Origin of the sequence: Croceibacterium soli, from assembly GCF_009828065.1 — a bacterium.
Taxonomy (GTDB): Bacteria; Pseudomonadota; Alphaproteobacteria; order Sphingomonadales; family Sphingomonadaceae; genus Croceibacterium_B; species Croceibacterium_B soli.
The window spans coordinates 133,551-148,754 of sequence record NZ_WTYK01000002.1 but is presented as its reverse complement, the minus strand read 5'-3'; the positions used below and the strand labels follow the sequence as shown (position 1 = coordinate 148,754).

At 66.7% G+C, this 15,204-nt stretch carries 14 protein-coding genes; 5 read left to right on the top strand and 9 right to left on the bottom strand.

Annotation, left to right across the window (positions count from 1 at the left end):
• Positions 1-19: 19 nt before the first annotated feature.
• Genes rpoD through GRI75_RS03840 form a run of 4 tightly spaced genes read right to left on the bottom strand, consistent with a single transcriptional unit; the run spans position 20 to position 5,094 of the window.
• A complete protein-coding gene (gene rpoD / locus GRI75_RS03855; RefSeq protein ID WP_160745646.1) occupies positions 20-2,062 on the bottom strand; it encodes an RNA polymerase sigma factor RpoD in 2,043 nt (680 codons plus the stop codon).
• 8 nt (positions 2,063-2,070) lie between these two features.
• Complete coding sequence (dnaG, locus tag GRI75_RS03850; protein ID WP_160745645.1) at positions 2,071-3,954, bottom strand: DNA primase; 1,884 nt, start codon at positions 3,952-3,954, stop codon at positions 2,071-2,073.
• Positions 3,955-3,988: 34 nt separating this feature from the next.
• Positions 3,989-4,645 carry a hypothetical protein gene (locus tag GRI75_RS03845; RefSeq protein WP_328597921.1) on the bottom strand — a complete coding sequence of 219 codons (657 nt, stop codon included), beginning with the start codon at positions 4,643-4,645 and terminating at the stop codon, positions 3,989-3,991.
• The gene (locus GRI75_RS03840; protein WP_160745995.1) at positions 4,642-5,094 is read right to left on the bottom strand and encodes a GatB/YqeY domain-containing protein; all 453 of its coding nucleotides are present in this window, start codon (positions 5,092-5,094) and stop codon (positions 4,642-4,644) included. Before GRI75_RS03840 ends, GRI75_RS03845 begins: the two co-directional genes overlap by 4 nt.
• A gap of 150 nt (positions 5,095-5,244) precedes the next feature.
• Here GRI75_RS03840 and carA point away from each other — a divergent pair, with 150 nt between their 5' ends.
• From carA to greA, 3 genes are all read left to right on the top strand, one after another.
• On the top strand, positions 5,245-6,408 hold the full coding sequence (gene carA / locus GRI75_RS03835) for a glutamine-hydrolyzing carbamoyl-phosphate synthase small subunit (RefSeq protein ID WP_160745644.1): 1,164 nt from the start codon (positions 5,245-5,247) through the stop codon (positions 6,406-6,408).
• Positions 6,409-6,492: 84 nt separating this feature from the next.
• On the top strand, positions 6,493-9,816 hold the full coding sequence (gene carB / locus GRI75_RS03830; protein ID WP_160745643.1) for a carbamoyl-phosphate synthase large subunit: 3,324 nt from the start codon (positions 6,493-6,495) through the stop codon (positions 9,814-9,816).
• Positions 9,817-9,886: 70 nt separating this feature from the next.
• The gene (greA, locus tag GRI75_RS03825; protein ID WP_202389581.1) at positions 9,887-10,375 is read left to right on the top strand and encodes a transcription elongation factor GreA; all 489 of its coding nucleotides are present in this window, start codon (positions 9,887-9,889) and stop codon (positions 10,373-10,375) included.
• Positions 10,376-10,552: 177 nt separating this feature from the next.
• Here the strand turns inward: greA and GRI75_RS03820 are convergent, their stop codons facing one another.
• The 5 genes from GRI75_RS03820 to GRI75_RS03800 form a co-directional block, all read right to left on the bottom strand.
• Positions 10,553-10,786: a DUF4170 domain-containing protein gene (locus GRI75_RS03820; RefSeq protein ID WP_160745641.1), complete on the bottom strand. Its 234-nt coding sequence runs from the start codon at positions 10,784-10,786 to the stop codon at positions 10,553-10,555.
• Between the two features lie 79 nt (positions 10,787-10,865).
• Positions 10,866-11,357 (bottom strand): hypothetical protein, encoded by a 492-nt coding sequence (locus GRI75_RS03815; protein ID WP_160745640.1) that lies wholly within the window; start codon positions 11,355-11,357, stop codon positions 10,866-10,868.
• A gap of 23 nt (positions 11,358-11,380) precedes the next feature.
• Complete coding sequence (locus GRI75_RS03810; RefSeq protein WP_160745639.1) at positions 11,381-11,716, bottom strand: hypothetical protein; 336 nt, start codon at positions 11,714-11,716, stop codon at positions 11,381-11,383.
• Positions 11,713-12,174, bottom strand: coding sequence for a phage holin family protein (locus GRI75_RS03805; protein ID WP_160745638.1), 462 nt, complete (start codon positions 12,172-12,174; stop codon positions 11,713-11,715). Before GRI75_RS03805 ends, GRI75_RS03810 begins: the two co-directional genes overlap by 4 nt.
• Positions 12,175-12,180: 6 nt before the next feature.
• The gene (locus tag GRI75_RS03800) at positions 12,181-12,783 is read right to left on the bottom strand and encodes a hypothetical protein (RefSeq protein WP_160745637.1); all 603 of its coding nucleotides are present in this window, start codon (positions 12,781-12,783) and stop codon (positions 12,181-12,183) included.
• Between the two features lie 182 nt (positions 12,784-12,965).
• On the opposite strand from GRI75_RS03800, the gene eno reads away from it, so the two are divergent.
• The gene (eno, locus tag GRI75_RS03795; RefSeq protein WP_160745636.1) at positions 12,966-14,252 is read left to right on the top strand and encodes a phosphopyruvate hydratase; all 1,287 of its coding nucleotides are present in this window, start codon (positions 12,966-12,968) and stop codon (positions 14,250-14,252) included.
• A gap of 58 nt (positions 14,253-14,310) precedes the next feature.
• Positions 14,311-15,201 carry an HAD family hydrolase gene (locus GRI75_RS03790; protein ID WP_160745635.1) on the top strand — a complete coding sequence of 297 codons (891 nt, stop codon included), beginning with the start codon at positions 14,311-14,313 and terminating at the stop codon, positions 15,199-15,201.
• The last annotated feature ends 3 nt before the right edge of the window (positions 15,202-15,204 follow it).

The window sequence follows — 15,204 nt, the reverse complement described above, 5'->3', positions numbered from 1 at the left end:
TCGATCCCCATCCCCGGCCTTACTGGTCCAGGAAGCTGCGCATCTTGCGGCTGCGGCTCGGGTGCTTGAGCTTGCGCAGCGCCTTGGCCTCGATTTGCCGGATGCGTTCGCGGGTGACCGAGAACTGCTGGCCGACTTCCTCGAGCGTGTGATCGGTGTTCATGCCGATGCCGAAGCGCATCCGCAGCACGCGTTCCTCGCGCGGGGTCAGCGATGCCAGCACGCGGGTGACGGTTTCCTTGAGGTTTGCCTGGATCGCGGCGTCGACCGGGATCACCGCGTTCTTGTCCTCGATGAAATCGCCCAGGTGGCTGTCTTCCTCGTCGCCGATCGGCGTTTCGAGGGAGATCGGCTCCTTGGCGATCTTCATCACCTTGCGGACTTTCTCCAGCGGCATGGAGAGACGCTCGGCCATTTCCTCCGGCGTCGGCTCGCGGCCCTGCTCGTGGAGGAACTGGCGGCTGGTGCGCACCAGCTTGTTGATCGTCTCGATCATGTGCACCGGGATGCGGATCGTGCGGGCCTGGTCGGCGATCGAGCGGGTGATCGCCTGGCGGATCCACCAGGTGGCGTAAGTGCTGAACTTGTAGCCGCGGCGGTACTCGAACTTGTCGACCGCCTTCATCAGGCCGATGTTGCCTTCCTGGATCAGGTCCAGGAACTGCAGGCCGCGGTTGGTGTATTTCTTGGCGATCGAGATCACCAGGCGCAGGTTGGCCTCGACCATTTCCTTCTTGGCGATGCGCGCCTCGCGCTCCGCCTTCTGGACCATGTTCACGATCCGGCGGAACTCGTTCAGGCTCATGCCCGTGGCGGAAGCGATGTCGGCGATCTCGGCGCGAATGCGCTCGACCGCGTCGGCTTCCTTCTCGGCGAAGGCGGCCCACTTCTTGTCCTTCTTCGCCATCGAGGCGAGCCAGGCTTCATCCAGCTCGTTGCCGACGTATTCCTGCAGGAAGTCGGCGCGCTTGACCTTGTGACGCTCCGCTAGGCGCAGCATCTGCCCGCCGAGCGCGGTCAGGCGGCGGTTGAAGGCATAGAGGTTGTCGACCAGGTACTCGATCTTGGTCGCGTGGAACTGCACGCTCTCGACCTCAGCCGTCAGCTCCTCGCGAAGCTGTTCGTACTTGGCTTCCTTCGCCTTCGGGAATTCCTCGCCGCGGCCGAGCACTTCGACGCGCTCGTTCTGCAGCTTCTCGAACTTCTTGAACAGGTCGGTGATGCGGGCGAAGCGCTCGAGCGCCTCGGGCTTCAGCGCCGCTTCCATCTGCGCGAGGGACAGGGTGTTGTCTTCCTCGTCCTCCTCTTCGCGTTCGCGCCGGCGAGCCGAACCCTCGCCGTCCTCGTCGTCCTCGGAGGTTTCCTCTTCCTCCTCTTCCTCGTCTTCCTTGTAGGACGGGCCGGCGGTTTCCTCGCTAATTTCGCCGTCGTCGTCCTCGCCGCCTTCTTCCATCTTGTCGACGGGCGGCTCCTTGGAAAGCATGGCATCGAGATCGAGGATCTCGCGCAGCTGCATTTCCTCGTTGTTGAGCGCTTCCGACCACATGATGATGGCGTGGAACGTGATCGGGCTCTCGCACAGGCCCATGATCATCGTGTCGCGGCCGGCTTCGATGCGCTTGGCGATGGCGATCTCACCCTCGCGGCTGAGCAGCTCGACCGCGCCCATCTCGCGCAAGTACATCCGCACCGGATCGTCGGTGCGCTCGGTGCTAGCGGCCTTCTTCTTCTCGGGGACGTGCTTGGTCTCGCCGTCGTCCTCGGCATCGTCCTCGTCGTCGGACGGGCTGATCTCGTCCGGTCCCTGGCCCGAATCGTCGTCCTCTTCCGCCGCGTCCTCGTCGTTCTCGACGATGTTGACGCCCATCTCGGAGATCGCCGACATCACGTCTTCGATCTGCTCGGACGACATCTGGTCCTGCGGCAGGGCTTCGTTCAGCTCGTCGTAGGTAAGATAGCCGCGACGCTTGGCTTTCGCGATCAGCTTCTTGATCGACGCCTCGTTGAGGTCGATCAGGGGCGCATCTTCGTTTTGCTGATTGGTCGTGGCATCGGACGCCATTGCTTCGGTTATTCCGTTTCCTGTTCGCCGGAAGCCGTTGCCGCCCCGGTGAGATTATCTTCCAACGCCGGACCGGCGGCGCGTTTCCGGGCCATGTGCCCGAGTCGCACCTCGATTTCCAGCTTTCGTTTCCGCAGCCGCTGCTGCTCGGCGAAGGCGCCTTCCGGATCGTGATCGAACCGCGCCGTCGCTTCCGCAATCGCCGCCTCGAGCGCCGGCCTTTCGACCAGCAAGGCGACTGCCTCGGCCAGATCCTCGCGCGCGTCCTCCGGATCGGCGCCTTCCAGCAGGAAGGAGAAGCGAGTGTTATCCGGGGGCGGAGCGATGTCCTTTGGCGTGGATATGGGATTTCCTCGTCCCGCTTCAAGCGCTTCGGACGCATCGAGCAGTTCGTCGATCACCAAGGCCGCCCCGGGTTCGGCCACCGCGAGCCGGGCCAGCGACTCCGCATGGCGGGCGATCTCGCGCGGATGCCGGGCCAGCCCGGCCAGCACGGCCTGGGTCAGATGGTCGCGCGCGCCGGAGGTCACCCGCAGGAGCCGCGCGGTGTCGCTCGGCGCGGGGCCGCGCCATTTCGGTGCGTTCCCGCCGCGCGGTACGAACGGCGTCTTCGTGAACTCGCGCCTGGGAAAGGCGAACGCGGAGAACCGGTCCATCAGTTCGCGGCGGTAAAGCGCGCGGATGTCCGGGTGCTGGATGGCGTCTGCGTGAGCCAGCAGGCGCTCCTTGAGACCGGCCTTGTCCTCGGGAGAGCTCAGCGGCAGGGCCTCGCGCTCGTGCTGCCACAGCGTGTCGAGCAGGCTGTGCGGCTCGGCCAGCAGCCGGTCCAGCGCCGCGCGGCCGTCGCGCCGCAGCAGGTCGTCGGGGTCCATCCCCGCCGGCAGGTGGACGAACGAGAGCGAGTGGCCCGGGCGAAGCAAGGGCAGGGCGCGCGCCGCCGCCCGCATCGCCGCGCGCTGCCCGGCCGCGTCGCCGTCGAAGCACAGCAGCGGCACGCCGACCAGCCGCCAGAGCAGCTCGATCTGCCGCTCGGTCAGTGCGGTGCCCATCGGCGCGACCGCTTCCTCGATCCCGGCGGCGGCGAGGGCGATGACATCCATGTACCCTTCGACAACGACGATCCGGCCGCTCTGCCGCGAGCCGGGGCCGGCGCGATGCAGGTTGTACAGCGTCCGGCCTTTGTCGAACAACGGAGTGTCCGGCGAATTCAGATACTTGGGCGCATCCGTTTTGCCGCTGTCGAGAATCCGCCCGCCAAACGCGATCACCCGCCCGCGCGCGTCCTGGATCGGCAGCATCAGCCGCCCGCGGAAGCGGTCGTACGGCTCCTTGCCGTCCACGACGATGCGCAGGCCGGCTTCGACCAGCATCGGCTCCTCGAACTTCTCGAGCGCCTTCTTCATCGCGCCGCGCGCATCGGGGGCATAGCCGAACCCGAACCGCTCGATCGTGTGCCCGTCGAACCCGCGGCCCGCGAGATACTCGCGCGCTTTCCGCCCCTCGTCGGATCGCAACGTGTCGGCGAACCAGTTCTGCGCGGCCGCCATGACGTCGTGCAGTCCCGCCTGGCGCTCGGCCCGCTCGGCATGACGCGGGTCGGGCTGCGGCACTTCCAGCCCCGCCTCGGCAGCCAGCTCCTTCACCGCGTCCATGAACGCCAGGCCGCGCTGGTCGGTCATCCAGCGGATCGCGTCGCCATGCGCGCCGCAGCCGAAGCAGTGATAGAAGCCCTTCTCGTCGTTGACGGTGAAGCTCGGCGTCTTCTCGTTATGGAACGGGCAGCAGGCCTTCCATTCGCGCCCGGCCTTCTGCAGCTTCGTCGTGCGCATGATCACGCTCGAAAGCGTCACGCGCGCACGCAGTTCGTCCAGCCATTGGGGAGAAAGCGACATATCCCGCCACCCTAGCCCGCGGGGGTGTGGCGCGCTAGCGCGAGGCGGTTTCCTGCACCGGCTTTTCGCGCGGCGGGAAGGGGCCGCTGCCGATTGCGGCGCTGCCGTCGGCTTCGAACTGATAGGCCTGGCGCGGTTCTTCGGGCGGCATGGTCGATTGCCAGTAGAACGTGATCGTCTCGCCGGCCTTCCAGCCGTCGCCGCCGATCACGCGCCAGACGAGCGCGCCGTTGTCGGCCGAGACGTCGATCTTGCCGCCGGGGCCGAGCGCCGCGTCCGCCTCGTGCCGGTCGAAGCCGACGCCGTTGGCGAATGCGCTGATCTTGCGAGCCGTGCGGAACACGGCGGCGTTCTCGACGCCTTCGGCCGGGGTCACCCGGTGGACATAGGTATAAACCGTACCGTCCGGCAGTTCGGCCGGGTCGCACTCGGTCACGGCTTCGGGGCAGGCGACGTAGCTGACCATCTCGGCCAGTGGTTCCCCGTCCAGCACGAAGCTACCGGTCACTTCCGGACCTTCGAGCCCTTCGATGCGCCCGCCGAAGTGCACGGTGGCGAGGTCCGCCGGCACCAGCATGCGCGGTTTGTCGGGCGTGAACCGGGGCGCCGGCGTCGGCTCCGGCGCGGGAGTATCGGGCGCGTCCGAGCAGGCGGCCATAAGCAGCAGGGGCAGGGCGGCGCCCAGCCTCACTGCAGCGCTTCCTTTACCCAGCCGCTCGCCCGGCCCATGTCGAGCGCGGCGCCGTGGCGCGCCTTGAGCTCGGCCATGACCTTGCCCATGTCCTTGAGGCCCGCGGCGCCGACCTCGGCCTTGATCGCGTCGATCGCAGCGCGGGTTTCCGCCTCGTCCATCTGTTTCGGCAGGAATTCCTCGATCACGGTGAGCTCGCCGCGCTCCTTGTCGGCCAGTTCCTGGCGGCCGCCGCTTTCGAACATCGTGATCGATTCGCGGCGCTGCTTGGCCATCTTCTGCAGCACGTCGATCACCAGGTCGTCGTCGGCCACTTCCTTGCCGGCGGTGCGCTGCTCGATGTCGCGGTCCTTGACCTTGGCCAGGATCAGCCGGACCGCGGCGAGGCGTTCCTTGTCGCCGCCCTTCATCGCGGAAATCTGCGCCTGTTTGAGATCGTCGCGGAGCATTGCCCAGTTCTTCCCTGTCGATTGCGTGGTATGGCCAGGCAAATAGCTGGATAAATCGCGCTTGGACAGGTTGACGCGGGCGCGGCCGGTGATTAGCGGCAGCGACTTAGCACGCATCGCCGGAAAACCCCTTACTCGGAGCGCCCCAAAATGGCCGACCCCGCATCTTCGCTTGCGCCCCCCAAAGGTGCGACCGGAGTCCTCGTTCTCGCGGATGGAACAATCGTCTGGGGCAAAGGATTCGGCCACATCGGCAGCGCCGTAGGTGAAGTCTGTTTCAATACGGCGATGACCGGTTACCAGGAAGTGATGACCGATCCTTCCTACGCCGCGCAGATCGTCACCTTCACTTTCCCGCACATCGGTAACGTCGGCGCCAACCCTGAGGACGTCGAGTCGAACGTCGAAGGCGCGGTCGGCTGCATCGTGCGCGAGGAAGTCACCCGCCATTCCAGCTTCCGGGCGGAACGCGAGTTCGACGACTGGATGAAGGGGCACCTGAAGATCGGCCTTTCCGGAATCGATACCCGCGCGCTGACCCGCAAGGTCCGGCTCGAAGGCGCGCCCAATGCGGTGATCGCCCACGACCCCCGCGGCAACTTCGACATTTCGGCGCTGCTCAAGCAGGCGCGCGAGTGGCCGGGGCTCGAAGGCATGGACCTGGCCCAGCGCGTCTCCCGCGAGAAGCAGGAGAACTGGGAGGGCGGCTTCTGGACGCTCGGCCAGGGCTACGGCTTCGCCCCACGCGAAGGCGTGCCGCATGTCGTGGCAATCGATTACGGTTCGAAGGACAACATCTTCCGCAACCTGGCCAAGGCGGGCGCGCGGGTGACGGTCGTGCCGGCGAAGACCTCGCTCGACGAGATCCTCGCCCTGAAGCCCGACGGCGTGTTCCTCTCCAACGGCCCGGGCGATCCGGCGGCGACCGGCGAATATGCCGTGCCCACGATCAAGGCGCTGCTCGATGCGGACATGCCGGTGTTCGGCATCTGCCTTGGCCACCAGCTTCTGGCGCTGGCGGCCGGCGCGAAGACCAGCAAGATGCACCAGGGCCATCGCGGCGCCAACCATCCGGTCAAACGGCTGGAGGACGGCGTGGTCGAGATCACCAGCATGAACCACGGCTTCGCGGTCGATGGCGCCACGCTGCCCGAAGGCGTCGAGGAAACCCACGTCTCGCTGTTCGACGGCTCCAACTGCGGCATCGCGATCAGGGGCAAGAAAGCCTTTGGCGTGCAGTACCACCCCGAGGCCAGCCCCGGCCCGCAGGACAGTTTCTACCTGTTCGAAAAGTTCGTTGGCATGCTGGCGTGATCGGCTGGCAGCCAAAAGCACAGACAACCCCTGGCCGATCCGCGAGGATCGGGAACGCAGCGTCCGAAAACAAGAAGGCCAGTAATGCCTAAACGCACAGACATATCCTCCATCCTCGTCATTGGCGCCGGTCCGATCGTGATCGGCCAGGCGTGCGAGTTCGACTATTCGGGCACGCAGGCGATCAAGGCGCTGAAGGAAGAGGGGTACCGGGTCGTCCTGGTGAACTCCAACCCGGCAACGATCATGACCGATCCCGAGTTCGCCGATGCCACGTACATCGAGCCGATCACGCCGGAGATCGTCACCAAGATCATCGAGAAGGAGCGGCCCGACGCCGTCCTGCCGACGATGGGCGGGCAGACCGCCCTCAATTGCGCGCTGGCTTTGTTCAACGACGGCACGCTGGAGAAGTACGGCGTCAAGATGATCGGCGCCGATGCCGATGCGATCGACAAGGCGGAGGACCGCCAGCGTTTCCGCGAGGCGATGGACAAGATCGGCCTTGAAAGCGCCCGCAGCGGCATCGCGCACAGCCTGGAAGAGGCTTACGCGGTGCTCGAGCGCACCGGCCTCCCGTCGATCATCCGCCCCAGCTTCACGCTCGGCGGCACCGGTGGCGGCATCGCCTACAACAAGGCGGAGTTCGAGCACATCGTCCGCTCCGGCCTCGACGCCAGCCCGACCACCGAGGTGCTCATCGAGGAAAGCCTGCTCGGTTGGAAGGAATACGAGATGGAGGTCGTGCGCGACAAGCACGACAACTGCATCATCATCTGCTCGATCGAGAACGTCGATCCGATGGGCGTCCACACTGGCGATTCCATCACCGTCGCGCCGGCGCTGACGCTGACCGACAAGGAATACCAGATCATGCGCTCGGCGAGCATCGCCGTGCTGCGCGAGATCGGGGTGGAGACGGGCGGTTCCAACGTCCAGTTCGCGGTCAATCCCAAGGACGGCCGCCTGATCGTCATCGAGATGAACCCGCGCGTCTCGCGTTCGTCCGCGCTGGCTTCGAAGGCCACCGGCTTCCCGATCGCCCGAGTCGCAGCCAAGCTTGCGGTCGGCTACACGCTGGACGAGATCAGCAACGAGATCACCGGCGCCACCCCGGCGAGCTTCGAGCCGACGATCGACTACGTTGTCACCAAGATCCCGCGCTTCGCGTTCGAGAAGTTCAAGGGCTCGAAGGCCGAGCTGTCGACCGCGATGAAGTCGGTCGGCGAAGTCATGGCGATCGGCCGCAACTTCAAGGAAAGCCTGCAGAAGGCCCTTCGCGGTCTCGAAACCGGGCTCGACGGTCTCAACCGTGTTGTCGAGCTGGAAGGCGCCAGCCGCGACCAGATCACTGCCGCGCTGAGCCGCGCCACGCCCGACCGCCTGCTGATGGCGGCCCAGGCGATGCGCGAGGGCTTCACGGTGGAGGAAGTCCACGCGATCACCCATTACGACCCCTGGTTCCTGCGACACATCGAAGAGATCGTCTATGAAGAGGCGATGATCGGGCAGAACGGCCTGCCGGGCGATGCCGAGGGTCTGCGCCGCCTGAAGGCGATGGGCTTCTCCGACAAGCGCCTCGCCACCCTGGCCGTGCGCTCCGTCGGGGTTGCCGGCGGGCTCGCCGAAACGCAGGCGCGCCGCAGCGGCCTGCTGCACGATGCGCTGCGGGCGATGGCCGGCGCGACCAGTGAGGACGAAGTCCGCCAGCTGCGCCAGAAGCTCGGCGTGCTGCCGGTGTTCAAGCGGATCGACAGCTGCGCCGCCGAGTTCGAGGCGATCACTCCTTACATGTACTCGACTTACGAGGCGCCGAGCTTCGGCGAGGCCGAGAACGAGGCTTGGCCGAGCGACCGCAGGAAGATCGTCATCCTCGGCGGCGGTCCGAACCGGATCGGGCAGGGCATCGAGTTCGATTACTGCTGCGTCCACGCCTGCTTCGCGCTGGCCGAAGCGGGCTATGAGACGATCATGGTCAACTGCAACCCGGAGACTGTCTCGACCGACTACGACACGTCGGACCGGCTTTACTTCGAGCCGCTGACGGCCGAGGACGTGCTGGAGATCCTCCGCGTTGAGCACTCGCGCGGCGAACTGGTCGGCGTGATCGTGCAGTTCGGCGGGCAGACCCCGCTGAAGCTGGCCGGCGCGCTGGAGGAAGCGGGCATCCCGATCCTCGGCACCAGCCCCGATGCCATCGACCTGGCTGAAGACCGGGAGCGTTTCGCGCGGCTGATCAACCAGTTGAAACTCAAGCAGCCGATGAACGGCATCGCCAAGAGCCGCGACGAGGCGGCCGCCGTCGCCGCTCGGATCGGTTATCCCGTGCTGCTGCGCCCGAGCTACGTGCTCGGCGGGCGCGCGATGGAGATCGTCGATTCCGAAGCCCAGCTCGACAACTACATCGCCACGGCGGTGAACGTGTCCGGCGATTCCCCGGTGCTGGTCGATCAGTACTTGCGCGATGCCATCGAATGCGACGTCGACGCCTTGTGCGATGGCAAGCAGGTGGTTGTCGCCGGGGTGATGCAGCACATCGAGGAAGCCGGCGTCCACTCGGGCGACAGCGCCGCGACCCTGCCGCCCTACAGCCTGCCCGACGAGATCATCGCGGAAATGGAGCGGCAGGCTGAGCAACTCGCTCTGGCCCTCGGCGTGCGCGGCCTAATGAACGTGCAGTTCGCGGTCAAGGACGGCGAGGTCTACCTGATCGAGGTCAACCCGCGCGCCAGCCGCACGGTGCCGTTCGTCGCCAAGGCGATCGGCATTCCCATCGCCAAGATCGCCGCGCGGGTCATGGCGGGCGAGATGCTGGCCGACCTGCCGCCGATCGACTGGCGGATCGACTACATGACCGTGAAAGAGGCGGTGTTCCCCTTCGCGCGCTTTCCGGGGGCCGATCCGGTGCTCACACCGGAGATGAAGTCCACAGGCGAAGTCATGGGAATCGACCGCGATTTCCCCACGGCTTACATCAAGTCCCAGCTCGCCGAGGGCACCGTTCTGCCGAACACGGGCGTGCTGTTCGTCTCCGTCAAGGACAGCGACAAGGCCCAGATCGTGGAGCCGGTTCGCCAGCTCATCGAGCACGGCCTCACCGTCGTCGCCACCGGCGGAACCCAGGCCTACCTCGCCGAGGCCGGACTTCCAGTGGAGCGTGTGAACAAAGTTGCTGAAGGTAGGCCCCACATCGTCGACAAGATCGTCGACGGCGGCATCGCGCTGATCTTCAACACCACCGAAGGCTGGCAAAGCCACAAGGACAGCCAGTCGATCCGCGCATCGGCGCTGCAGGCGAAAGTCCCCTACTACACCACGGCGACCGCTTCGGCCGCGGTGGCGCAGGCGATCACCTCGGTCAAAGTGAGCGAACTTGAAGTGCGGTCGCTGCAAGACTATTATAGCTGAAACATTCCCCGACATTTCGTCCGTACCATCGCTCTGAGATGAGCGGGGAGGGCGGTTTTGACGGGTTTCAATGGAAAGACAGGGACCGAGTATGGAAAAGGTGCCGATGCTGGCGGAAGGCTATGAAAAGCTGACCGCCGACCTCAAGGCTTTGCGGCTGGAGCGGCCGAAGATCGTCGACGCGATCGAAGAAGCGCGCGCGCATGGCGATCTGTCGGAGAACGCCGAGTACCACGCCGCCAAGGAGCGGCAGGGCCAGGTCGAAGCGCAGATCGGCGAGATCGAAGATCGCGTGAGCCGCGCCCAGATTATCGATCCGGCGACGCTGTCCGGCGACAAGGTCGTGTTCGGCGCCACCATCACCGTGGTGGACGAAGACGACAAGACGCACCGCTACCAGATCGTCGGCCAGACCGAGTCCGATGCCAAGATCGGCCGCATCTCCTACGATTCCCCTCTCGGCAGGGCCCTGATCGGGCGCCAAGTCGGCGACGAGGTGGAAGTGACCGTGCCCTCGGGCGACCGGGTCTACCTGATCGAGAAGATCGAGTTCATTTGAAGCTCGACTTCCCTCCTGTTGTCCCTTCGGGACAGCTTCGCTTCCAGAGGAGGGGCCGGGGTGGTGGAGGCGACGCGAAACGTTTCGCCCGCCGCAGCACCAACCCGCTGCGACTAGGTTCGCCTGCGGCTCACCAAGTCTCGCCGCCCCTCCTCCGAAGAGGAGGGGGCGGGGAGCTTAACCGTCCGCTTGCGGCAGCTCCGGCTCGAGCAGGCGGTGGAGGTGGACGATGACGTACTTCATCTCGGCATCGTCGACAGTGCGCTGGGCATGGCCGCGCCAGGCTTCCTCGGCGGCGGCGTAGTTCGGGAACACGCCGACGATGTCGATCTCGTCGAGGTTCTGGAACTCGACGCCCTGCGGATCGACCACTCGGCCGCCCATCACCAGGTGAAGTAGCTGTTTCGCCATCGGTTTCATTTCCTTCGAAGCGCGCGAATGGGGTTTCACCCGCTCCTTAGGCGAACCGCAGCGGGCCGCAAGAGCCTGCTCAGTTGAGCCGGCTGCGCAGCATCTCGGTCATCGAACGGCCAGCCGCGCGCGCGCGTTCGCGGGCGCTTGCGGCATAGTCCGCGGCATCCTCGCCCAGATCATGCGCGCGGCCGCCGATGGTGCCGCCGAGCCGATCGAGCTTCGACGCGCCGGTCCGGCCGGCATCCTCGGCCGCTTCCCAGGCCTGCTGGGCATAGGCCATCGCCAGTTCGGCGCCGATCGCCGCCAGGCCCGCGGCCTTCGTGCCGATCTTCTTGCCGGCCTTGCGCGTGGGCGAGCCGCGGAACATCGCGCTGATCAGCACGCCGATCGCCAAGCCGCCGGCGACGGTTGCCACCGGGTGCTCCTTGGCGAAAGCGGTGAACTTGTCCTTGGCTTCGATAGCCTTCTCGCCGGCACGGTCCATCAGGGTCGGTTCGGTCCGCGCGTCGTTGCGCGCCTGGGCGGCGGCGACTTTCTTCTCGATCTGCTTGCGCTTGGCGTCGGCCATGCTGCGTCTCCCTCGGTATCGTGTCAGTCGTCGTGCGAACGGGCGTCGCCGTTCTGAAGTTCCGCCTCGCCATCATCGAAGCCGAGGATTTGCGCCAACCCGTGAAGCAAAGGCGCGCGGGCGAACCACAGCACCAGGGCGGCGACAGCGGCGGCCACCATGCCGCGGTTCTCTTCGGCATAGTCGACCGCGTCGTCGAGCATGTCCTTGGCGCTTTCACCGATCCGGTCGCTGATGCGCCCGCCGATGCCGCGCGTCCCGAGATCCTCGCGAATGAACGCCAGATCGGCACGGAACACGGCCAGCGCGGCGTCGCGCACGGCCCGGTCGCGGGCGAGTTCGTTGGCCAGTGCGTTCATCGACTACCTTCCGTACCGCTGCCGAATGCCTTGCTCAATTCCCGGACGCGGCTCAGGGCCGCGCGGGCGGCGAGAGCGGCGACCACGCCGAAGAGGACGACCACGAGCGCGGTCGCGCCCCAGGCGCTCAGATGCGGGGTGAGGGCTATGATCAGGCCCACCGCAAGCGCGATCAGCGCCACCAGCGCGACGACCAGCGCCACCGAACCATAGGCCAGGACCCACTTGGCGTGATCGCCGGCGAAGCGTGCCCGCGTCTTCTGGAAGTTGAGTTCGGCTTCGAGGTAGGTCTTGCCGTCTTCGATCAGCACCTCGACGTCTTCGAACAGCGAGCGTTCCTCGGCGGAACCGGCGGCTTCGTGATGCGAAGCTGCGTGGTCGCCGCCGGGCTGGCGGGGCAGGGTGACTTCGCCGGCGCCCGGGAGCGGGGCGAAGTCTTCCTCGGCCTGTGGCCTCACCGCCGGTTACTTGCTGCGGAAGAGGCGGGCGATGAAGTACCCGGCGACTGCTGCCAGGCCCACTGCCGTACCGGGGCTGCGGCGAACGAATTCGCGGGCGTCCTCGCCGAGTTCCTCGACGCTCTTCTCGTCGAGCCGGGCGGCCGTTTCCTGCAGGCTACGCGAGGCGCTGCGGGCATAGTCGCCGTACTTGCTGCCGAGCTTCTCATCGACGGTCGGCGCGTTGTCGGCAACCATCTTGCCGAGCGTTGCCAGTGCGTCGCTGGCCCGGGTCTTGCCTTCGCGGGCGAGTTCGCCGGCCTTCATCTTGGCCTGGACGCTGTAATCGTCGCTCTTCGTCTTGGCCTGGGTGCGGTATGTGCCCGCACGCTCCTTGGCCTCGGCCCCGAGCGCGGCGGCCCCGGCCTTGGCTTCCTCGAGTGCCGCGTTGAAGCGCGACTTGGCTTCGGAGCGCTTGTCGCTTGTGCCAGCGCCGTCGCTCGACGAGGTGTCCGAGCCGGCGGTCATCGCGGTCGTGCCGGCGGTGCTGGCGGTGCTGGCGCCGGTCGTCTGCGCTTTCGCAGCGGTGGGTTTCGGTGTCTTCGGCGAGTTGCCAGTAGCTTCGGCCATGGAATGCCCTTTCCTGTTTCCCCGCGGGGTTTCTAGGTCTGCCGGCGAGTAGGAATCCCCATCCGGCCCTTGTCAACCCGAACGCGACTTGCACCGCTTGGTTCCGCGGTATAGGCGCCGCCCGTCCCTCCTGATTGGGCACTGTATTGCCCGATTGCAACACCATGCGCGGAGCTTCCTCAATGACTGCTATCATCGACATCCACGGACGCGAGATTTTGGACAGCCGGGGCAACCCCACGGTCGAAGTCGACGTTTTGCTGGAGGATGGCAGTTTCGGCCGCGCAGCGGTTCCCTCCGGGGCTTCCACCGGGGCCCACGAGGCGGTCGAGCTGCGCGACGGGGACAAGGCCCGGTATCTTGGCAAAGGCGTACTGAAGGCAGTCGAGGCGGTCAACGGCGCCATTTCCGACACGCTTCTCGGCCTCGATGCGGAGGATCAGCGCGACATCGACCTGGCGATGCTGGCGCTCGACGGCAGCGATAACAAGGGCGCGCTCGGCGCAAATGCGATCCTCGGCGTCAGCCTGGCGGTCGCCAAGGCGGCGGCGAGCGCTCGCGGGCTGCCGCTTTATGCTTACATCGGCGGGGTTTCCGCCCATGTCCTCCCCGTGCCGATGATGAACATCATCAACGGGGGCGAGCATGCCGACAACCCGATCGACTTCCAGGAATTCATGATCATGCCGGTCGGCGCGCCGACCCTGGCCGAAGCGGTGCGCTGGGGCGCCGAAGTGTTCCACACGCTGAAGAAGGGCCTGCAACAGAAGGGCCTCGCCACCGCCGTCGGCGACGAGGGCGGCTTCGCCCCGAACCTCGCCAGCACCCGCGCGGCGCTGGACTTCATCATGGCCTCGATCGAGCAGGCCGGCTTCACGCCCGGCGAGGACATCGTGCTGGCGCTGGACTGCGCCGCGACCGAGTTCTTCAAGGGCGGCAAGTACGAGATCTCGGGCGAGGGCCTCTCGCTGAGCGGCGAGGAGATGGCCGCCTATCTCGCCGACCTCTGCGACAGCTACCCGATCCGCTCGATCGAAGACGGCATGAGCGAGGACGATTTGGCCGGGTGGAAGGCGCTGACCGAGCGCGTCGGCAGCCGTGTGCAGCTGGTCGGCGACGACCTGTTCGTCACCAACCCGAAGCGGCTCTCGATGGGCATCGAGCAGGGCCTCGCCAATTCGCTGCTGGTGAAGGTCAACCAGATCGGCACCCTAACCGAGACGCTCCAGGCGGTCGATATGGCGCACCGCGCCGGCTACACGGCGGTGATGAGCCACCGGTCCGGCGAGACCGAGGACGCGACGATCGCCGACCTCGCGGTCGCCACCAACTGCGGCCAGATCAAGACCGGCTCGCTGGCCCGCTCGGATCGTCTCGCCAAGTACAACCAGCTCATCCGCATCGAGGAAGAGCTGGGCGAGAGCGCAAGCTATGCGGGCACGGGCTGCTTCGGACGCCTGGCCCGGTGACATCCCGCGGCTGCGGCGCTTTGCTTCACGAGCGCCGCTTCTGCTATCGCTGCCGCCGATGATAGGACGCCAGCCTGGTTCGCCGCTGTCCGAGCGCCGCCGAGCGTGGCTGGCGCTCGGCCTGCTTCCGCTCCTGAGCGGCTGCCTGGGTGCAGTGGCGCTGCCGCTGCTTGCCGGCGGCGCGTTCATGGTGCGGGACAAGCACAGGGTCCGCGCGGCGACCGAGGTGCCGAGCCCGGACCCCAAGGTGACCCTGGAGACGGAGCAGGCAAGGGAGGCGGTCGGCGGGATCGAGCCGGGTACTGGCGTGGAGATAACGTCGCTTCGTGAGCTTCCGCCGCCGAGCGGAGCCGTTGCGGCTGCGCCCGTGTCCGAGCGGTGGGAGCAGTTCTTCGCTTACACTGCGAGCAAAGCACAGCCGGCCGCAGGCGAAGCGAGCCGCCTGCAATCCGCCCTGCTGCAATCTCCTCCCTCGATCGACGCCCCGGTGCGCCGCGAGTGCCCGGCACAGTTTCCCGCAGTGGTGATCGACCTGGACGACCGGTCGACGCCGTTCGCCCCCGAACGCCTTTCCGCAGCGCCGGCCGGGACTGCGGAAGGGCTGGCACGGCTGCGTGCCGCGGGGATCACCGTGCTCTGGATCAGCCGCTTGCCCGCCGGCCGCGCCGGCGACGTGGCCCGGGCGCTGCGTGCGTCGGGGCTCGATCCCCAAGGGCAAGACCAGCTGCTGCTGCTCCGTAGCGGCGAGGACCGCAAGCAGGTGCTGCGCCAGGAGGCCAACCTGGACGTCTGCGTGGTCGCCATCGCGGGCGACGAGCGCAGCGATTTCGACGAACTGTTCGACTATCTCCGCGACCCCGACGGAGCGGTCGGGCTCTACCCGATGATGGGCGACGGCTGGTTCCTCGTCCCGTCTCTCACCGATCCGGGCGCCGAGGTGACCGAATAGCGG